The sequence below is a fragment of the Thermomonas sp. genome (assembly GCF_020850895.1).
GTDB lineage: Bacteria > Pseudomonadota > Gammaproteobacteria > Xanthomonadales > Xanthomonadaceae > Thermomonas.
This window is the reverse complement of record NZ_JADZDS010000140.1, coordinates 1-20,121: the sequence shown is the minus strand read 5'-3', so window position 1 is coordinate 20,121 and position 20,121 is coordinate 1. Positions and strand designations below refer to the sequence as shown.

Genomic DNA, 20,121 nt, shown 5'->3' with positions numbered 1-20,121 from the left:
TTGTCGGTATAGACCACGGCGCAGCCGCGCGGCAGGCCCCAGGCCCCGGCCACCGCGATCGCGCCATAGATGCCGCGCGAACCGGACGCGGGCGCGACCAGCAGGCAGCGCTTGGCGGTATCGAAATGATCCGGAAGTTGCAGCAGCACCCGGTGCGGCTGCTTCGCCCCGGGCAGCGAGGCAAACGCGCTGAACTCACGCCCCGGCACGTTGGCGACGCTGCCATAAAGCGTGCCGTAGCCGCCGCCCGGGGCGAGATCGGCGATCCCGCGCCAATTGTTCCAGACCGCGCGCCGACGCAGCTCCTGTGCGGTCGGATGGTGCAGGTCGGCGAACGCCGGTGCCGCCATGTTCTGCAGACCGGGCAGGCCCAAGCCGGCGGTCAACAGATCGTCCTGGCCGCGGTGTTCGGTGCTGCGTGCGTGGCTGAACATGGCGGGTTCTCCTGCGATGGCGGGCAGGCCAACGGCGCTGCCCAGCAGCAGGACCGCAGCCGCCAACGCATGGTGTCGTATCGTTTTCATGTGTCTGACCTTACCCTGTGCAGCGTGGCTTTGCGTCGTACTTTCGTACCAAGGGGGACCACCGTCCTTCCTGCTAGCGTAAGCCATCTATCTGCGACAAGGACATGGACGATGAGTGATTCCTTCCTGCAAGGCCGCAGCGCCTTGGTGAGCGGCAGCACCTCCGGCATCGGGCTGGCTGTTGCCTGCCGTTTGGCTGCCGCGGGTGTGCGGGTGGCCGTGCATGGATTGGGCACGACCGAGCAGATCGCCGCCGCCGTCGCGGCGGTGAACGCGGCGGGTGGCGGCGAGGCGCGTCATTTTGGCGGCGACCTGCGCGATCCTGCCGCCATCGAACAGCTGATGGCCGAGGTGGCGGCGTGGTCCGCAGGCGGCCCCGACATCCTCGTCAACAATGCCGGCATCCAGCACACCGCCGCGTTGGAGGACATGCCCGTCGAACGGTGGGACGCCATCCTCGCGATCAACCTGAGTTCGGCCTTCCACAGCATGCGCCACGCCCTGCCGGCGATGGCCGAGCGTGGCTATGGGCGCGTCATCAACATCGCCTCGGTGCATGGCCTGGTGGCGTCGAAGCAGAAGGCGCCCTACGTCGCCAGCAAGTTCGGACTGGTCGGCATGAGCAAGGTGGCGGCACTGGAATACGCCGCACAGGGCAATCGCGCGTCCGGTGGCATCACCGTGAATTGCATCTGCCCGGGTTGGGTCGAAACGCCGCTGATCGAGCCGCAGATCGAGGCACGCCGTGACGGCGGCAGCCGCGATGATGGTGTGCGCGCCCTGCTGGCGGAAAAGCAGCCCAGCCTGCGGATGTCCCTGCCCGATGAAATCGCCGAGCTGGCGGTGTTCCTGTGTCGGCGCGAAGCGCACAACCTGACCGGCGCCGCCATCCCGGTGGACGGCGGCTGGACCGCGCAATAATCCCGCCATGGCATCCCTGCTGATTGCCGACGACCATCCGTTGTTCCGCGCCGCACTCAAGCAGGCGGCGCGCGACGCGCTGGGCGCGGTCGAGTTGTTTGAAGCAGATTCGCTGGATGCCGTGCTGGCCCTGCTCGACGCCCAGCCGCAGGTCGATCTGGTGCTGCTCGACCTGCACATGCCCGGCAATCACGGCCTGGCCGGACTGGCCGCGGTGCGCGCGCAGTTCCCCGGCGTCGCAGTGATCGTGGTCTCGGCCAATGACGATCCGCGCGTGGTGCGCCGCGCTCTCGACCATGGTGCAGCCGGTTACCTGCCGAAAAGTGCCGGACTCGACGAACTGCGCGATGCGATCCGCTGCGTGTTGGCTTGTGAAACCTGGTTGCCGCCCGTGTTGCGCGCCAGCGTTGCCCGCGCCCAGAGCGCACCCGGCGACGCCGATCTCGCATCGCGCCTGGCCAGCCTGTCGCCTCAGCAGTTCCGAGTGCTGGCGCTAGTCGCCGAGGGCCTGCTCAACAAGCAGATCGCCGATCGGCTCGACATCCAGGAACGCACGGTCAAGGCGCACCTGACCGCCATCTTCGAACGCCTCGGCGTGCGCAACCGCACCCAGGCCAGCGTCGTCCTGCGCGAGCTGGAACTGTCCGATCCGGCGCGTCGGATCGAAGGTGGTTGAATCACTGTTTCGATGAAACGGCGTGCCGGATTCCCGGCTTACATCGACGCACCGTCGATCACGAAGCGATATTTCACATCGCTGGCCAACATCCGCGAATAGGCCGCATCGATCTCCTGCGCCTGCACCTGCTCGATCTCCGCCACGATGCCGTGTTGCGCACAGAAATCCAGCATCTCCTGGGTCTCGGCAATGCCGCCGATCAGGGAACCCGCGATGTTCTTGCGGCCAAAGATCAGCGGCATCACCGCCGGGCTGGGATGCGGGCTGGCCGGAACGCCGACCAGACACAAGGTGGCATCTCGCTTGAGCAGCACGGTGTAGGCATCCAGCACATGCGGCGCCGCGACGGTGTTCAGGATGAAATCGAAACTGCCCAGATGTGCCTGCATCTGCGCTGGATCGCGCGAGTTCACGACCTCATCGGCACCCAGCGCCCGCGCCTCGTCCAACTTGGATTCGCTGGTGGTGAAGGCGACCACATGCGCGCCCATGGCATGCGCGATCTTGACGCCCATATGACCCAACCCGCCGATGCCGACGATGCCCACCTTCTTGCCTGGCCCCGCCCCCCAATGCCGCAGCGGGGAATAGGTGGTGATGCCGGCGCACAACAGCGGTGCCACCGCGGCCAGCTGCGCCTGCGGATGACGGATATGCAGCACGAAGCCCTCGTCCACCACGATCCGCTGCGAATAGCCGCCCAAGGTATGCCCCGGCGCATCCGCGCACGGGCTGTTGTACGTGCCGGTCCAGCCGCGTTCGCAGTATTGCTCCAGCCCCTCCGTGCAGGAGCCGCATTGCCCGCAGCTATTGACCAGGCAGCCCACGCCGACGGTATCGCCAACCTTGAAGCCCGTCACCTCGCCGCCCACGGCACTGACATGCCCGACGATCTCGTGCCCCGGCACGCAGGGATACACCGTCCCCGGCCATTCCGAGCGCGCCATGTGCAGGTCCGAGTGGCAGATCCCGCAATGCGCGATATCGATCTGCACATCACGCGGCCCCGGCGCACGGCGATCGATGTCCATGGCCTGGAAGGGTTGATCGGCAGCAGTGACACCGTAAGCGCGCGTGGACATGATTCGCTCTCCATCGGGATTCGGCAGGATACACATTCCCGACAATCGCATGACGATGCCCCTGTCGCCCACTGCATGCGACAATTGCCACTATCGGAAGTGTGGCCGAGCGGTTCAAGGCATTGGTCTTGCTCGCGGAGGCAGGACGCCGGAGCGAACAGCGGCGCAGCCGCTGGCCCGCAGGGCGAGGCGCAGGATGCGCCGAGTCAAACCGCCGTGCGACAATTCAGGATCGGAAGCGTGGCCGAGCGGTTTAAGGCACTGGTCTTGAAAACCAGCGACGGGCAACCGTCCGTGAGTTCGAATCTCACCGCTTCCGCCATCTCACCGCTTCCGCCATCTCACCGCTTCCGCCATCCCACCGCTTCCGTCATCTCACCGCTTCCGCCGCCAACTCCAGCCTGCCACAGGCGCACGCGGCATCGGCGCGGCGCCGGTGGCTGTCTCGGCTCAAGTCGTGGTCGCCTCCATCGGCTCGAAGCGGCCCTGGAAGAAGCGCAGGTCCTTGGGTTCGTAGACGAAGCGCAGGCCGTGGATGGAATCGCGGCGCTGCCACAGGCGGATGATGCCGTTGGCGACTTCGCGCAGGTGATCGTCGGAATACACGCGGCGGGCTAACGTCAATCGCACAAGTTCCAGCGCCGGATGGTGGTTGCTGCCATCCGGATCGCGACCGCTCGACACGTTGCCGCGCTCCATCGTACGCACCCCGGTTTCGATGTAGATCTCGCTGGACAGGCGCTGCGCCGGGTATTCGTCCTGATCGACATGGGGCAGGAAGCGGCGGGCATCGACGAACACCGCGTGGCTGCCGGTCGGCTCGACCACCGGCACGCCAGCTTCGCGTAACCAACCGGCCAGCCGCTGTGCCTGGCCGATGCGGGCAGTGATGTAGCGGTCTTCGACCATTTCGCGCACGCCCTGGGCCATCGCCGCCAGATCCGCCGCCGGCAGGCCGCCGTCGCGCACGCCGCCTTCGTAGATGCGCAGCTTGGCTTCGGACTTGCGCGCCCAGTCGGCGTTGTCCTTGAAGGTCAGCAGGCCGCCGATGTTGATCAGGAAATCCTTCTTGCCGGAGACGGTGGCGCCGTCGCCGTAGAGCATCATCTCGCGCAGGATGTCCTTGACCTTGGTATCGCGGTAGCGCGAATCGAACTGCTGGATCATGCAGGCGTTTTCCACCGCGCGGGTGGCGTCGAACATCACCGGGATGCCGTGCTGGCGGGTCCAGGCATACACCTCGCGCAGGTTGTCCATCGACACCGGCTGGCCGCCGGCCAGATTCACGCTCAGCTCGAACGAGATGTAGGCGATCTGCGCGGCGCCGTGCTGCTGCACCAGCGCATCAAGCTTGGCTATGTCGATGTTTCCCTTCCAGCGAAACAGCGAGGTCGGGTCGTGGGCTTCGTCCACGATCACGTCGGCAAACACGCCGCCGGCGTATTCCTGATGCACCTTGGTGGTGGTGAAGTACATGTTGCCGGGCACGATCTGGCCGGGCTTGATCATGACTTCGGACAGGATCTGTTCGGCGGCGCGGCCCTGGTGGGTTGGCAGGACGTGCTCGTAGCCGTAAGTGTCGCGGATCGCCGCGGCGAACTCCAGGTAGGCGCTGCTGGTGGCCGGGGTGGGCAGCGCGGCGTCGTAGGCGGCCCACTGCGCGGTGGACATGGCGGTGGTGCCCGAATCGGTCAGCAGGTCGATCGCCACGTCGGCCGAACGCAGCAGGAAGGTATTCCATCCGGCCTCGCGCATCGCCTGCAGACGCTGCTCGCGGGTGGTGACGGCGATCGGTTCCAAGGTGTGGGCCAGCCACGGTTCACAGTCAAAAGCCACCGTGTCCAGGTCAGCACACATCGCACCGAAGCGCAGGGCGTCATGCCATTCGCTGCCCTGTTCCAGGCTCAGCGCCGGAACGCGTTCACGTTGCCGATACAGGGCAATCACCGCATCGGCCACCTGGTCGAGCTGGCGGTTGGTCATCGCCAGCCGCGGGATCTGCAGCGGCAGCAGGTGGTCGCGCCCGACCAGCCCCTGGGCAAGCGCGCGCACGCCGGCGGACTGGTAGAGCGCGCAGGCCAGCGCGTGTTCGGGGTACTCCACCACCTGCGGCAGGAACACGTCGGCCCGCAGGTAGGCGCCGTCGCAGCCGCGCTCCAGCGGCACGCCGGCAGCGCGCAAGCGCGCGGTGAAGCGTTCGGTCTGCTGCATCGCCCACTGCACGGTGGGTTCGTCGCACATCTCGGCCAACCCGCGTGCCATCACCTCCATGGTGCGACCGGCCATGCCGCCATACGTGTGCAACCCCTCGAACACCACGATTTCGTTGATGAAATGCTCGTGGTCGGCGGGGTTGTCGGTGGCGAGGAAGCCGCCGGTGTTGCAGCGTGCGTCCTGGGCACCATCCATCAGGATCACGTGGGCGGTCTTGGCGAACTGCTTGACGATGTCGGCGATGGTGCGATCGCCCATGCCCGGTTCGAAGCGCTGGATGTACCACGCGTTCTCGACCACGCGCGAGACGTCGAGGACCATGCGCAGGCCGTGGCGATCGGCCAGTTCTCGTGCCGCCCGCAGGTTGCCGAGGCTGAGCGGATGCTGGCCGTCGGCAAAGGCCTGTGCGCCGATGAAGGGCGGACGCGCTGTGGCAACGCCCGCTTCCAGCGCAGCGAGGTCGAAATTGCCGGTGAACACGTCCTGCGCGTGGTCGCGCACGTCGTACAGCTCGATTCCGCGCGGTGCGTGCAGGTCAACCCGGCCGCGGGCGTTGCTGGGCAGGCGCTGGCCGCTTTCGGCAAACACGTGCAGCAGGATTTTCACCGAGCCCAGCGAGTTGTGGGTCGGGCACACGTAGGTGTGGCCGAACACACGATTGATGTTCGCGCACAAGGTCTCGAAATTGCGCGCACCGGCGTAGGCCTCGTCACCGACCAATTGGCCGGCCAACTGCTCCTGGGTCATTGCACCGCTGCCGTAAGAGACCATGTCGAAGCTGACTTGGGGCGGCGTCAAGTTGAATACGTTGAAGTGCGCTGCTGCCAAGTTGTGCTTGCGCTCGTCGGGTGTCGGGAACGCGATCGGGCGAATGGTCTTGATCTTGTGCGGTTCGTGGACCGGAACGGGGGTGGCCATGGCGGGCTCCTGCTGGCGTGGGATCTGGGGTGCGGGCTTGGCCTGGGCCAGGCGCCGAGTGTGAAAATTGTAGGAAGCAAGGGGCACCTGATTAAGATGTGAAATTTGCCTGAAGTTGGAAATTCCCTAATATTGATCATGTCTTTTTTGGATTTTCCTAATGACAGAAAAACGCCTCGACGCCACTGACTGGAAGCTGCTGGAGCTGTTGCAGGAAGACGGGCGCACCAGTTTCGCCGCGCTTGGCCGCGCGGTCGGCATGTCGACGCCCTCGGTGGCCGAGCGCGTACGGCAGTTGGAATCGCGGGGCGTGATTCGCGGCTACCGCGCCGAGATCGACTTGGCCAAGGTCGGTCGGCCGATCCTCGCCATCGTCCGCATGAGCGTGGTCGGTGACGTGCTCGGCCGGATCAGCGAGACGGTGCGCAAGATGCCTGAAGTGCTGGAATGCCATCGCGGCACCGGGGCCGATTCCTTCATCGCCAAGGTCGCGGTTGGCAGCGTCGAGGATCTGGAGCGATTGATCGATCGACTGACGCCGTTCGGCACGACCTCGACAGCGATCGTGCTGTCCACCCCGGTCTCGGGGCGCACGATCACCCTGCCTGCCGCCGTACCTCGCCCGACCGAACACGGCCACCCGCGTCGGCGCTGAATTGCACGTCGTTACAGCCGCGCGGCATCGAGCAATGGCGGCAGCCGATCAGCCAAATGATCCAGAAACACCCGCACCGCCGGCAGCATGCCGCGGCGCGAGGCAAATACGGCATGGGCGATTCCCTGTGGCAGCCGCCATTGCGGCAGCACCACTTCCAGTTTGCCGCTGCGCACGGCTTCCGCGCACACGGTTTCCGGCAACAGAGTCAGTCCGATGCCGCCTTCGGCCAGGGACAGCATCATCGGAAAATCGAATCCACTGATGCGCGGCTGCAGTTCGAAGCGCCGCATCTCACCGTCCGGCCCCTGCAGCTCCCAGCGTTGCCGCGACTCTTCTTCGGTCACGCTGAGGGTGACGTGCTCGGCCAACTCTTCCGGCGCGGACGGGCGGCCCGCACGATCCAGATAGGCCGGACTCGCCACCAGCAATTCCTGGATCTGGCCAAAGCTGCGCATCACCAGGCTGCCGTCATCATCCAGCTTGCTGCGTACACGGATGGCGACGTCCACACCCTCGTTGATCACATCCACGCGGCGGTTGCTGACGATCAGTTGCAAGCGCACCTTGGGATACAGGGCCATGAACTCCGGCAGCAGCTTGGGAAATTGTTGTTGCGCCATCGACACCGGCACGCTGATCCGCACCACCCCGCGCGGCTCCGCGCTCAAGCGGTCCACCACCTCGCGGGCTGCCTGCGCCTCGGCCAGCATCGACTGCGCGTGTCGATGCACGCCCATGCCCACGTCCGTCACCGCGAACCGCCGAGTCGAACGCTGCAACAGCCGCACCCCCAGTTCGGCTTCCAGTGCGGTGACGCGCCGGCTCAGACGCGATTTCGGAATACCCAGCGCCCGCGCCGCCGGCGCAAAGCCGCCGTGGTCGACGACCGCCGCGAAGTACGACAGGTCATTGAGATTTTGCATACAAGTCGTCTGATCGTCAGAACAATGAGGTCGATTCGAACACGATACGACGCAAAAACGCAACGGACGGAGGTCGCGTTCGGGGGCGCCGCCTGCTGTTGATCGCGCGTGGTCGTGCTGCTGTAACCGTTGGCGCTCATGTCCCCCGATGTTGGCTTGCAGCCAACATCTCCTCCTTGACTTCGCGCCAACGGTTACAGCAGCACGCCCTGGCAGGTGTACTGGAATTGCCCCGCCAAACAGCATGAAAGGCCGGGACGGCGGCCCTTGGACGCGAAATCAAGGGGGAGGCGTTGTCCGCAGGACAATGCCGGAGGACATTCGCGTCCAAGGGTCGGCGGCACGGCCTCGCCAAGGGAGCCGCCACCGCCAATAGACGTTGGCGATCAAGAGCCGCCGGCCATGGCCCATCATGAACGCAGCGAATCACCTGTCCGCAAACGCCCCCAGACTGCGCATTCCTTCAAACGACCCGCTCCATCCAACAGGAACCCGACCATGCGCGCTGCCCTCCTCGTTTCTGCGATTTCCACCTGCCTGCTGCTGGCGGCCTGCGGCAAGCAGCCCGATGCCTCCCCGTCGACGTCACCACCGCCGAGCGCTACGCCGAGCACGCCATCAGCGCCTGTCACCGCTGACACGGCAAGCGGGAAATCCGAGGTAGGGCAGGATTCCGAATCGGAAAAGAGTGGTTCCGCATCTGCACCCGCCTTCGATCTCGACTCCGCACGCGGACGCATCGACCTCGCCAACCAGACCTTCGGCGACCGCTATCGCAAGGACGATGCCTCTTGGTACGCCAGCCGCTACACCAAGGACGCCTGCGTGATGCCTCCGAACGAGACCACCATCTGCGGCCGGGATGCCATCCGCGCGTATTTCTACTACGGCGGCGCCAACCGCGACATCGACATCTCGGTCAAATCCACCGACATCTACGGCGGTACCGACGCGGTGATCGAAGAAGGCAATTACGACATTCCCAACCCCAAGGGCGGGTACTTCGATCGCGGCAAATTCATCGGGATCTGGAAGCTGGAAGACGGCACCTGGAAGCTGTACCGCGAGATCTGGACCAGCAGCCTGCCCCGCAAGCGTTGACTCAGGCGATGCGGCTGGCGCCACCCATGTAAGGCCGCAACACCTCCGGAACGTCGATGCTGCCATCGGCGTTCTGGTAGTTCTCCATCACCGCGATCAGGGCGCGGCCGACGGCCACGCCAGAGCCATTGAGGGTATGCACCAACTCGGGCTTGCCGGTTGCGGGATTGCGCCAGCGCGCCTGCATGCGGCGCGCCTGGAAATCGCCGCAGTTCGAGCAGGATGAAATCTCGCGATAGGTCTGCTGCGAGGGCAGCCAGACTTCGAGGTCGAAGGTCTTGGTCGCGCCAAAGCCCATGTCACCCGTGCACAGCAAGACCTTGCGGTAAGGCAGGCCAAGTTTCTCCAGCACGGTTTCCGCGCAGCGGGTCATGCGCTGGTGCTCCGCATCGGAGTCTTCGGGCCTTGTGATGCTGACCAATTCGACCTTCTCGAACTGGTGCTGGCGGATCATGCCGCGGGTGTCGCGCCCGGCCGCACCGGCCTCGGCGCGGAAGCACATCGAATGCGCGGTCATCCGCAGCGGCAGGCGTTCGGCATCTACGATTTCATCGCGGGCGATATTGGTCAGCGGCACCTCGCTGGTCGGGATCAGGTAGCGCTTGTGCTCGCCCAGCTGGGTCGAGAACAGGTCCTCCTCGAACTTCGGCAACTGCCCGGTGCCGCGCATCGAATCGGCGTTGACCAGCAGCGGCACGTTGGTTTCTTCGTAGCCGTGCGCGCCGGTGTGCAGGTCCAGCATGAACTGCGCCAGCGCCCGGTGCAGGCGCGCCAGCTGGCCGCGCAGCACGGTAAAACGCGAGCCGGACAGCTTGGCTGCGGTCTCGCCGTCCAGCCAGCCGTGGCGCGCGCCCAGTTCGACGTGGTCCTTCACGTCGAAATCGAAGCTGCGCGGCGTGCCCCAGCGGTGTTGTTCGACATTGCCGGACTCATCCAAACCCGCCGGCACCGAAGCATCGGGCAGATTGGGAATGCCCAGCGCGATCGCTTCCAGCTCGCCGCGAATGCGCTCCAGCGCGATTTCCGAGGCCTTCAGCTCCTCACCGAAGCCCGCCACCTCGGCCATCACCGCCGCCACGTCCTCGCCCTTGGCCTTGAGCATGCCGATCTGCTTGCTGCGGGTATTACGCAGGTTCTGCAATTCCTGGGTGCGCACCTGGATGCGCTTGCGGTCGGCTTCCAGCGCCTCCAACTGCGCCACGTCGAGGTCGAAACCGCGGGCCTCGCGCAGGCGTTGGGCAAGATCGGCGGTCTGGGTGCGAAGCAGTGCGGGATCGAGCATTGCAGTCAGGATTCACGGCATGAGAGCGCGCATTATCGCCGAGTGCGGGCCGATCCGCGCAGGCAAGGGGCAGGTTCGACACATTCGCGCCGGCGCCGCTTCACTCTCGCCACAACGGCTTGTGCCAAAATCCACGCATGACCGAACCCGATGCTCCGCCCGCCGTCACGAACCGGTGGAGCCTGCCCCGATTGCTCGCGCTGGCGTTCGCCGCCGGCTTGCTGCTGTTCGTGCTCGTGTGGCTGTCCTCCCGCCACGACTACGATTTCTACACCCCGACCGACGCGGCCACCGCGCAGGACCCGAACGCCACCCTGCCCGCGCCGATCGCCCCGGACCTGGCTAGCGGCGGCGCCAGTGGACTGCAAGTCGATCCAAACGCCAGCACCACGCCACCGTCAGCGCAGCCTCCCAGCCTCGACGAACACGTGCCACAGCCTATTGCCCAACCCGTCCCCACGCCGTCCACCACGGCCCCGGTCGCGTCCAACAGCGATCGTCCGGACCCCCTGCCGCTGGCCACGCGGCCACCCCGCTACCCGCCGGAGGAAATGCGGCGCGGCCTCGGCGGCACGGTCCGCGTGCGGGTGCACGTCGCCGCCGATGGCAGCGTGCAGGACAGCGAAATCGAAACCAGCAGCGGCAACCGCAACCTCGATCGCGCCGCCCTCGACGCCACCCGCCGCTGGACCTTCCAACCCGCCATCCGCAACGGGCAGTCGGTCGCGTCCACCGTGGTCGTGCCGATCGACTTCAAACTGTAAACGCGCGCCGGAAACCTTGCACTGCGTTGGACGCGTCCGCACGGGACCGGCCAGCGCCAGCGGACATCGACTGTTGAGCCAGCGCCGCGCTGAGGCCTGCGGGCTCAGCCGCCGCCACCACCGCCGTGGCCAATCCCGCCCTTGGTCAGCGCCGCCGGGTCCAGCAGCTTGCGCAGCTGCTTTTCGGTGAGGCCGCTGTCTTCCAGCGCCACGTCGAGTACCGGGCGACCTTCCGCGTAGGCGCGCTTGGCGATCTTCGCGGCCTTCTCGTACCCGATCACCGGGTTAAGGGCGGTGACCAGGATCGGATTGCGATCCAGCGCCTCGGCCACCTTGTCCTTGCGGATCTTCAGGGTGGCGATGGCGTTGTCGGCCAACTCGCGCATGGATTGGGCCAGCAGGCCGATGGCCTCGTCGAGGTTGCAAGCCAGCAGCGGCAGCATCACATTGAGCTGGAAATTGCCGCTCTGTCCGGCCACGGTATTGGCCTGGTGCAGGCCCATCACCTGCGCGCACACCATGCACAGCGCTTCCGGAATCACCGGATTGACCTTGCCAGGCATGATCGAGCTGCCCGGTTGCAGCGCCTTGAGCTCGATCTCGCCGAGACCGGCCAGCGGCCCCGAATTCATCCAGCGCAGGTCGTTGCCGATCTTCATCAGTGCCACCGCCAGCGCGCTGAACTGACCGGACAATTCGACCAGGTCATCGTGTGCAGCCAAGCCCTCGAACAGGTTGGATGCCTGTTCGAACTTGCTGTCGGTCATGCCCGACAGCGCCTTGGCGACGCCCTTGCCGAACTTCGGATGGGCATTGATGCCAGTGCCGATCGCGGTGCCGCCGATCGGCAAGCGGCGCACGCGCTTGAGACTGTCCTCGATGCGACCTTGGGCGGACTCGAGCTGGGCGGACCACGCACCGAATTCCTGCGCGAAGGTCAGCGGCATCGCATCCATCAGGTGAGTGCGGCCGGTCTTGACGGTGCCGCCAATCGCCTTGGCCTGCTGGTCGATGGTGTGGCGAAGATGCGCCAGCGCCGGCAGCAGCGCGTCGCGAGTCTCGACCACCGCCATCACCCGCAGGCTGCTGGGGATGGTGTCATTGCTGCTCTGGCCGAGGTTGACGTGGTCGTTGGGATGGACCGCCGCCTTGCCTGCCTTGCTGGCCAGATGCGCGATCACCTCGTTGACGTTCATGTTGGTCGAAGTGCCCGAACCGGTCTGGTAGCGGTCGATCGGGAACTGATCGGCATGCTTGCCTTCCGCAATCGCATTCGCGGCATCGATGATCGCGCTGGAACGCGCGCCGTCGAGTACGCCAAGTCCATGATTCACCTCGGCAGCAGCGGCCTTCAGGCGGGCATGGGCGCGGATGAAGGCTGCCGGCATCGGACGCCCGGAAATGTGGAAGTTCTCCACCGCGCGCTGGGTTTGCGCGCCCCACAGCGCGCTGGCGGGCACCTGCAGGTCTCCCATGCTGTCGTGTTCGAGGCGGAAGCCCTTGCGGGCCTTCGCGGATGCGGCGGTCTTGCTGGCCTTGGCCATGGGCGCTTGCTCCGGGGGGAAGGAAGAAATTCGGCGCGAAAGGATACCGCCTTCGGCGGGTAGAATTGCGGGTTCCACGCTGCCGATGCCGCCTGAAGCCCATGGCCAACACCCTCACCGCCCTGTCCCCGCTCGATGGCCGCTATGCCGGCAAGGTCGACGCGCTGCGCCCGATCTTTTCCGAATTCGGCCTGATCCATGCCCGCGTGAGGGTCGAGATCGAGTGGTTGCTGGCGCTGGCCAGCGAGCCTGGCATCGTTGAACTGAAGCCGTTTTCCGATGCCGCCATCGCCCGCCTGCGTGCGCTGGCCGACGGCTTCACGGTGGAGCACGCGGCGCGGGTGAAGGCGATCGAAGCCACCACCAACCACGACGTCAAGGCGGTGGAATATTTCATCAAGGAGCAGTTGCAGGACGACGCCGAGCTCGGCCCGGCGCTGGAATTCGTCCACTTCGCCTGCACCAGCGAGGACATCAACAACCTCAGCTATGCCTTGATGCTGAGCCAGGCGCGGCAGGAGGTTCTGCTGCCAAAACTCGATGCCATCATCGAGAAACTGCGCAGCATGGCGCACGACTACGCCGCCCAGCCGATGCTGTCGCGCACCCACGGCCAAACCGCCTCACCCACCACACTGGGCAAGGAACTGGCGAATGTGGTGGCGCGCTTGCAGCGTCAAGGCGCGGTGATGGCCGGGCTACCCATGCCGGGCAAGATCAATGGCGCGGTCGGCAATTACAACGCCCATGTGGCCGCCTACCCTGACATCGACTGGCCGACCTTCTCGCGCCGCTTCGTCGCATCGCTGGGTCTGGACTGGCAGCCCTACACCACCCAGATCGAGCCGCACGACGGCGTGGCCGAACTCGCCGATGCCTGCAAGCGCATCGACACCATCCTGATTGACCTGTGCCGCGACGTTTGGGGCTATATCGCGCAGGGCTATTTCAAGCAGGCGGTGAAGGCCGGCGAAGTGGGCTCAAGCACCATGCCGCACAAGGTCAACCCGATCGATTTCGAGAACGCCGAGGGCAATTTCGGGATCGCCAATGCGCTGTTCGAGCACTTCGCCGCCAAGCTGCCGATCAGCCGCTGGCAGCGCGATCTCACCGACTCCACCGTGCTGCGTGCGTTGGGCACTGCCTTCGGCCACCAACTGATCGGCTTCGATGCCCTGCAGCGCGGACTGAACAAGCTCAGCACGAATCCGGAGCGCCTCGCGACCGACCTCGACGCGAGCTGGGAAGTGCTGGCCGAAGCCGTGCAGACGGTGATGCGTCGGCATGGCCTGCCCAATCCGTATGAACAGTTGAAGGCACTGACTCGCGGGCATGGCATCAACGCGGAATCGTTGCGGGCTTTCATCACCGCGCTGGATCTGCCTGCCGATGCCAAACAGCGCCTGCTCGATCTGACGCCGGGCAGCTATACCGGTCTCGCCGAACAACTGGCACGGGAGATCTGAGGCATGCGTGGCCTGTTGACAGTCGTCGCAATGCTGGCGACGGGTGGCAGAGCGCCGCGCATGCGCCACAGCACCCCGCGCACGCCACTCGCAATGCCCGAGTGCTAATTCACCGCGCATCAGCGATTAAGGGTTGAATTCTTTGCACGCCCCCATCTGTCCGACGAAATCGATCGTACGGATGATTCCATCTGGTCTTACATAGACATTCATTTTGCAGTGAAAGCTCTGTACTTCGGTTATGCCCCAAGTAGTATTGGCATGCCAGATGTGGATTTTCTCGCCTTGAAAATCTTGCTGTGCGTCAGGCGCACCGTACTTGGCCACTATGTCTTGAAGAGGCCGCCCCACATACATGTCCCTGACCGTAAAAATCAGCCACGTTGGCGCTGGTATGAATGGTCTGTTAGCACAGCCAACAATGCCAATAAGCAAGATTGAAGCGACTGCCTTCTTTATCGTATTCATGAACTCTCCTTGCGTCCGATCGCTGGAATTAATCGGAGCCGCGAAGTGGCTTCCGGCTGAATGACTTGTTAGGCCACGGAAGTTAACAAAGCAAGTGCAACACCTGCGGCGCCCGTGGAAGATCAGGTGGGCTGGCAGACTGAGGGGATCACTCAGGACAGGGAAGATCCCCCATGTGCCGCCAGCTCACCGAAGCGGAACGATACATCCTGTCCCGCCACAAGCGGGGAGGACCCTCGTTTCGTGCCATTGCACACGCCCTGGGTCGCATTCTCGGCACGATCAGTCGCGAGCTCAAGCGCAACGCCACATTGGCGGTGGCCAAGGGGCGGGCGTTCCATGTGCCGAGCAAGGCGCAGGAACACACGTATGGTCGCCGTAACCACAGCCGACGGGTCAAGCACCACGGCCCGGAGGTGTACGCGCACATCGAAGGCCGATTGACGGAACTGCAGTGGAGTCCGGAACAGATTGCCAACGAACTGCCAATACAGCTCGGCGTCTCGTTGAACCCAATGACGATCTGCCGCCATGTGCGGCAGAACCAGTGGGCCGGTAGCAGCCTGTTCAAGCAGCTTCGACAAGGCGGCAAACGTCGTCGCAAGCGATCGTATGGTGTTGAAAATAGAGGGAACCCAGGTGGCAAGCCGATGATCGACAGCTGCCCTGCCGAGGTCGAAGGCTGGCACAGGCAAACGCTGAGCGGTCATCACGGCATGTCGACGGTGCTGAAACGGCCAGCCCGAATCTGCTACGGTCGCAGGCAGAACACTGGCTGGCCCGAGTCCAACGACAGGAGCGCCAAATGACCACCGATTCATCCCCTTCCGCCCCGGATTCCCCGGTCCGCATCACCGATCAGGCCACCGCCGTCGAGATGACCGCGCGGATCATCGCCGACGCCCGCCGCCAGGTCTGGATCCGCAGCCTCGACCTCGATCCCTGGCTGTTCGACCACCCAGACGTGCTCGACGCGCTGCGTGGCTTTGCCACCCACGGCCACGACACTCGCGTCCTGATCCTGCTGCACGACCACGCCGCGCCGCAGGCCACCCACGCCAAGCTGCTGGACCTGGCCCAGCGCCTGCCCAGCGTGTTCGAGTTCCGTGAAGTGAACGACCCCGCCTATCGCGAAGACCGCGCGGCCATGGTGGCAGGCGACGCCGGCGGCTACTACTTCCGCGCCGAAGGCGATCGCTTCGAGGGCTCAGCGGGGCTGGCATCGCGCGCCCGCGTTCGACAGCTGCAGGCGCGCTTCGAGGAAATCTGGGAACGCGCGCGGGTGATCAGCGAATACCGGGCGCTGGGGATCTGACCGGGTTGGGCGGCCCAGCGTCCGGTTGCCTTAAGACCAAACGCTGCCGCATTCAGTTTGTCCGGCTTATAATTCCCGCTCTTTGCGTACCTGCGGCCGGTTGCGGCCGTCGGCACGCCGCCCGGCCCGCGTCGGACCGGGCTTTCCACCCCATCGAAGGTTGCCAGCCACGCCGTGGACAGTCTCCTCAAGCAGTTTGCCCAAACCTCGCAACTCGGCGCCAATGGCGCGTATATCGAAGATCTTTACGAGCAGTACCTGGTCGCGCCCGACAGCGTCGGCCCCGGCTGGAAACGGTATTTCGATGGGCTGAAGGGCCGCGAAGCCGGCGACATCCCGCACTCGGCGATCATCGAGCAGGTTGCCGAGGCGGTGCGCCACGCCGCTCGCGGCGTGGTTGCCACCGCGAGTGACGCCAGCGATGAGCGTGAGCGCCATGTCGGCCGCCTGATCACCGCCTACCGTTCACGCGGCCACCTCGGCGCCAAGCTCGACCCGTTGGGGATGGCCCCGCCGCTGAATCCGCCCGACCTCGACCTCGCCTTCCACCAGTTATCCGATCGCGATCTCGACAGCGAGTTCAGCACCGGCGGCATCGGCGGGCAAAAGCGCATGAAATTGCGCGATCTCTACGCCCGCCTGCGCGCCACCTACACCGGCAGCATCGGCGCCGAGTTCATGCACATCACCGACAGCGACCAGCGCCATTGGCTGTACGAGCGTCTGGAAACCGCCGCCGGCAATTATGGCCGCAGCCAAGATGACAAGCGTCGCATCTTCGAGCGGCTGGCCGCGGCGGAAGGCTTGGAGCGCTATCTGCACACCAAGTACGTCGGCCAGAAGCGCTTCTCGCTGGAAGGCGGCGATTCATTGATTCCGCTGCTCGATGTCACCATCCGTCGCGCCGGTGCGGCCGGGGTCAAGGACGTGGTGTTGGGCATGGCCCATCGCGGCCGCCTCAATGTGCTGGTCAACACCCTCGGCAAGCCGCCGCGCAAGTTGTTCGACGAGTTCGAAGGCAAGTTCGACCAACCGCGCGATGGCGACCACGCCCATACCGGTGACGTGAAGTACCACATGGGCTTCTCCGCCGACATCGGCACGCCGGGTGGCCCTGTCCATCTCGCGCTGGCCTTCAATCCCTCGCATCTGGAAATCGTCGACCCGGTGGTCGCAGGTTCGGTGCGTTCACGCCAGCACCGGCGTGGTGACGGCCAACGCAAGCAAGTCATGCCGATCCTGATTCACGGCGATGCCGCGTTTGCCGGCCAGGGCGTGGTGATGGAACTGCTTCAGATGTCGCAGGCGCGTGGCTTCCGCGTTGGCGGCACCGTGCACGTCGTGGTGAATAATCAGGTCGGCTTCACCACCAGCGCCGCCGAGGATGCGCGCTCGACCTTTTATTGCACCGATGTCGCCAAGATGGTCGGCGCGCCGATCCTGCACGTGAACGGTGACGATCCGGAAGCGGTCGCCTTCGTGGCTGAACTGGCCTTTGATTTCCGCCAGGCCTTCGGCATCGACGTGGTGATCGACCTGGTCTGCTACCGCCGCCACGGCCACAACGAGGCTGACGAGCCGGCCGCCACCCAGCCGCTGATGTACAAAACCATCCGCGCGATGAAGACCACCCGTGAACTGTACGCGGAAAAGCTGGCAGCGGAAGGCAGCTTGTCCGCTGCAGATGCGCAGGCACTGGTTGACGACTACCGCAACAAGCTCGATGCCGGCGACGTCACCACCGAGGTGGTGCAGGTGCAGCCAGATGACTACTCCGTCGACTGGTCGCCCTACCTCGCCGGCAAGTTGTCCGATGCCGTGGATACGCGCGTGCCGCGCAAGGCGCTGGACATGCTGGCATCGAAGATCAACGCCATCCCCGATACGGTCAAGCTGCACCCGCGCGTGGCCAAGATCTACGACGACCGCCGCAAGATGGCCGCTGGCGAACTGCCTGGGGACTGGGGTTTTGCCGAGAATCTCGCCTACGCGACCCTGATTGCAGAAGGCTACCGCCTGCGCCTGGTCGGCCAGGACTGCGGTCGCGGCACCTTTTTCCATCGCCATGCGATCCTGCACGACCAGAACACCGACAACTACTACCTGCCACTGCGCGAACTGGTCTCGAACAAGGAAGACGTCACCATCATCGATTCGCTGTTGAGCGAAGAGGCGGTGATGGCGTACGAATACGGCTACGCCACCGCCGACCCGATGACGCTGGACATCTGGGAAGCGCAGTTCGGCGATTTCGCCAACGGTGCGCAGGTGGTGATCGACCAATTTGTCGCCGCTGGCGAGGCCAAATGGGATCGCCTGTGCGGGCTTTCGCTGTTCTTGCCGCATGGCTACGAAGGTCAGGGCCCCGAGCACAGCTCGGCACGGCTGGAACGTTTCCTGCAGCTGTGCGCGCTGGACAACATGGTGGTCTGCACGCCCACCACCCCGGCGCAGGACTTCCACATGATCCGCCGGCAGATGCACCAGAAGACGCGCAAACCGCTGATCGTGATGACGCCGAAGTCGCTGCTGCGCCACAAGTTGGCGGTGTCGACGTTGGCGGAGTTGGCCGACGGCCACTTCCAGCGCCTGATCCCCGACAGCACCGCCACCGCCAAGAAGGTGCGGCGGGTGGTGCTATGCGCCGGCAAGGTCTATTACGACCTGCTGGAAGAAGTCCAAAAGCAAGGCATCAAGGACGTGGCGCTGGTGCGGGTGGAACAGCTGTATCCGTTCCCGCGCTCGGAACTGACTGCCGAGTTGAAGCGCTTCGCCGGTGCAGGTGATGTGATCTGGTGCCAGGAAGAGCCACTCAACCAAGGTGCGTGGTATCAGATTCAGCACCACCTGCGCGCCTGCCTGCAGCCCAAGCAGGTGCTGGATTACGCCGGTCGTCCGCGTTCGCCCTCGCCCGCCGCCGGCCACATGTCTGAACACGTCGCCGAATTGCAGCAACTGCTCGCCGACGCACTGACCAATCCCCTCGACGGCATCGTCGATTCCGATTGAATCCCGATCGAATTTCCATAGCACCACCACAGGACGCCCTCATGGCCATCGAAGTCAAAGTCCCGGTACTCCCCGAATCCGTTTCCGACGCCACCATCGCCGCTTGGCACAAGAAGGCTGGCGACGCCGTCAAACGTGACGAAAACCTGCTCGACCTCGAAACCGACAAGGTGGTGCTGGAAGTGCCCTCGCCGGTCGATGGCGTGCTCAAGGAGATCAAGTTCGCCGAAGGCAGCACCGTGAACAGCCAGCAGGTGATCGCGCTGATCGAGGAAGGCGCTGTTGCGGCTGCCGCACCGGTCGCCGCCGACGCACCGAAGGCTGCTGCCGCTGTACCCGCTGCACCTGCCAAGGCCGCTGCATCGCCCGCACCGGCCGCCGCCGATGCATTGCCGCCGGGCGCGCGCTTCACCGCCGTCACCAGCAATGTGAATCCCGCCGACGTGGCCGGCACCGGCCGTCACGGCATGGTCACCAAGGAAGACATCGTCAACTATGCCAGCGGCAAGACCGCAGGCGTCAGCGGCGGCGCGCGTCCGGAAGAGCGCGTGCCGATGACCCGCATGCGCGCCCGCATCGCCGAGCGCCTGATGCAGTCGAAGAATTCGATCGCCATGCTGACCTCGTTCAATGAGGTCAACCTGGCCAAGGTCATGCAGATGCGCAAGGAGCTGGGCGAAGCCTTCGAGAAGGCCAATGGCATCAAGCTCGGCTTCATGAGCTTCTTCGCCAAGGCCGCCGCCAACGCGCTGCAGAAATACCCGGTGGTCAATGCTTCGGTCGACGGCAACGACATCATCTACCACGGCTATGCCGACATCTCGGTGGCGGTGTCCACCGACAAGGGCCTGGTCACGCCGGTGTTGCGCAACGTCGAGCGCATGAGCTTCGCCGATATCGAGAAGGGCATCGCCAATTACGCCAAGGCCGCCCGCGAAGGTGGCCTCAAGCTCGAGGACCTGCAGGGCGGCACCTTCACGATCACCAATGGCGGCACCTTCGGTTCGCTGATGTCGACCCCGATCGTCAATCCGCCGCAGTCGGCCATCCTCGGCATGCACACCATCAAGGAACGCGCCATCGTCGAGAACGGCCAGGTCATCGCCGCGCCGATGATGTACATCGCGATCAGCTACGACCACCGCATCATCGACGGCAAGGACGCGGTGCTGTTCCTGGTCGACATCAAGAACCAGCTCGAGAACCCGCACCGCATGCTGCTGGGCATGTGATGCCTTGAAGCCCCTCTCCCA

17 protein-coding genes and 1 tRNA gene are annotated in these 20,121 nt (G+C 65.0%); 11 read left to right on the top strand and 7 right to left on the bottom strand.

From position 1 onward, the window contains the following. A partial coding sequence (locus IT472_RS11940; protein WP_297181821.1) for a 3-hydroxybutyrate oligomer hydrolase family protein occupies positions 1-524 on the bottom strand: 524 nt, incomplete at its 3' end. 111 nt (positions 525-635) lie between these two features. Here IT472_RS11940 and IT472_RS11935 point away from each other — a divergent pair. Both IT472_RS11935 and IT472_RS11930 read left to right on the top strand, forming a co-directional pair. Continuing rightward, the gene (locus IT472_RS11935; protein ID WP_297181819.1) at positions 636-1,445 is read left to right on the top strand and encodes a 3-hydroxybutyrate dehydrogenase; all 810 of its coding nucleotides are present in this window, start codon (positions 636-638) and stop codon (positions 1,443-1,445) included. A gap of 7 nt (positions 1,446-1,452) precedes the next feature. Continuing rightward, positions 1,453-2,121 carry a response regulator transcription factor gene (locus tag IT472_RS11930; protein WP_297181817.1) on the top strand — a complete coding sequence of 223 codons (669 nt, stop codon included), beginning with the start codon at positions 1,453-1,455 and terminating at the stop codon, positions 2,119-2,121. Between the two features lie 38 nt (positions 2,122-2,159). On the opposite strand, the gene IT472_RS11925 is transcribed toward IT472_RS11930, so the two are convergent. Beyond that, positions 2,160-3,206 carry an NAD(P)-dependent alcohol dehydrogenase gene (locus tag IT472_RS11925; protein ID WP_297181814.1) on the bottom strand — a complete coding sequence of 349 codons (1,047 nt, stop codon included), beginning with the start codon at positions 3,204-3,206 and terminating at the stop codon, positions 2,160-2,162. 234 nt (positions 3,207-3,440) lie between these two features. Here IT472_RS11925 and IT472_RS11920 point away from each other — a divergent pair. Then, positions 3,441-3,528: transfer RNA gene (locus IT472_RS11920), tRNA-Ser, on the top strand. Between the two features lie 128 nt (positions 3,529-3,656). Here IT472_RS11920 and IT472_RS11915 read toward each other — a convergent pair. Then, a complete protein-coding gene (locus tag IT472_RS11915) occupies positions 3,657-6,338 on the bottom strand; it encodes a tryptophanase (RefSeq protein ID WP_297181812.1) in 2,682 nt (893 codons plus the stop codon). Between the two features lie 160 nt (positions 6,339-6,498). Between IT472_RS11915 and IT472_RS11910 the strand changes: the two genes are divergently transcribed. After that, positions 6,499-6,993: an Lrp/AsnC family transcriptional regulator gene (locus IT472_RS11910; protein ID WP_297181809.1), complete on the top strand. Its 495-nt coding sequence runs from the start codon at positions 6,499-6,501 to the stop codon at positions 6,991-6,993. An 11-nt stretch (positions 6,994-7,004) separates the two neighbouring features. On the opposite strand, the gene IT472_RS11905 is transcribed toward IT472_RS11910, so the two are convergent. Continuing rightward, positions 7,005-7,919 (bottom strand): LysR family transcriptional regulator, encoded by a 915-nt coding sequence (locus IT472_RS11905; protein WP_297181807.1) that lies wholly within the window; start codon positions 7,917-7,919, stop codon positions 7,005-7,007. Positions 7,920-8,417: 498 nt separating this feature from the next. Between IT472_RS11905 and IT472_RS11900 the strand changes: the two genes are divergently transcribed. Further along, on the top strand, positions 8,418-9,020 hold the full coding sequence (locus IT472_RS11900) for a DUF4440 domain-containing protein (protein WP_297181806.1): 603 nt from the start codon (positions 8,418-8,420) through the stop codon (positions 9,018-9,020). A gap of 1 nt (position 9,021) precedes the next feature. Here IT472_RS11900 and serS read toward each other — a convergent pair whose 3' ends face one another. Continuing rightward, the gene (gene serS, locus IT472_RS11895; RefSeq protein WP_297181803.1) at positions 9,022-10,302 is read right to left on the bottom strand and encodes a serine--tRNA ligase; all 1,281 of its coding nucleotides are present in this window, start codon (positions 10,300-10,302) and stop codon (positions 9,022-9,024) included. Positions 10,303-10,439: 137 nt separating this feature from the next. Here serS and IT472_RS11890 point away from each other — a divergent pair, with 137 nt between their 5' ends. Next, entirely contained in the window at positions 10,440-11,066 is a 627-nt protein-coding gene (locus tag IT472_RS11890; protein ID WP_297181801.1) for a TonB family protein, read from the top strand. Between the two features lie 104 nt (positions 11,067-11,170). Here the strand turns inward: IT472_RS11890 and IT472_RS11885 are convergent, their stop codons facing one another. Then, positions 11,171-12,610 carry a class II fumarate hydratase gene (locus IT472_RS11885; RefSeq protein WP_297181799.1) on the bottom strand — a complete coding sequence of 480 codons (1,440 nt, stop codon included), beginning with the start codon at positions 12,608-12,610 and terminating at the stop codon, positions 11,171-11,173. 101 nt (positions 12,611-12,711) lie between these two features. On the opposite strand from IT472_RS11885, the gene purB reads away from it, so the two are divergent. Further along, complete coding sequence (purB, locus tag IT472_RS11880) at positions 12,712-14,076, top strand: adenylosuccinate lyase (RefSeq protein WP_297181797.1); 1,365 nt, start codon at positions 12,712-12,714, stop codon at positions 14,074-14,076. 126 nt (positions 14,077-14,202) lie between these two features. On the opposite strand, the gene IT472_RS11875 is transcribed toward purB, so the two are convergent. Further along, a complete protein-coding gene (locus IT472_RS11875; protein WP_297181795.1) occupies positions 14,203-14,544 on the bottom strand; it encodes a hypothetical protein in 342 nt (113 codons plus the stop codon). A gap of 173 nt (positions 14,545-14,717) precedes the next feature. Between IT472_RS11875 and IT472_RS11870 the strand changes: the two genes are divergently transcribed. From IT472_RS11870 to sucB, 4 genes are all read left to right on the top strand, one after another. Further along, a complete protein-coding gene (locus tag IT472_RS11870) occupies positions 14,718-15,353 on the top strand; it encodes a helix-turn-helix domain-containing protein (protein ID WP_297181793.1) in 636 nt (211 codons plus the stop codon). Beyond that, positions 15,350-15,859, top strand: coding sequence for a hypothetical protein (locus IT472_RS11865; RefSeq protein WP_297181791.1), 510 nt, complete (start codon positions 15,350-15,352; stop codon positions 15,857-15,859). Before IT472_RS11870 ends, IT472_RS11865 begins: the two co-directional genes overlap by 4 nt. Positions 15,860-16,033: 174 nt before the next feature. Then, positions 16,034-18,868 (top strand): 2-oxoglutarate dehydrogenase E1 component, encoded by a 2,835-nt coding sequence (locus IT472_RS11860; protein ID WP_297181790.1) that lies wholly within the window; start codon positions 16,034-16,036, stop codon positions 18,866-18,868. Between the two features lie 41 nt (positions 18,869-18,909). After that, positions 18,910-20,100 carry a dihydrolipoyllysine-residue succinyltransferase gene (gene sucB / locus IT472_RS11855; RefSeq protein WP_297181788.1) on the top strand — a complete coding sequence of 397 codons (1,191 nt, stop codon included), beginning with the start codon at positions 18,910-18,912 and terminating at the stop codon, positions 20,098-20,100. Positions 20,101-20,121: the final 21 nt, after the last annotated feature.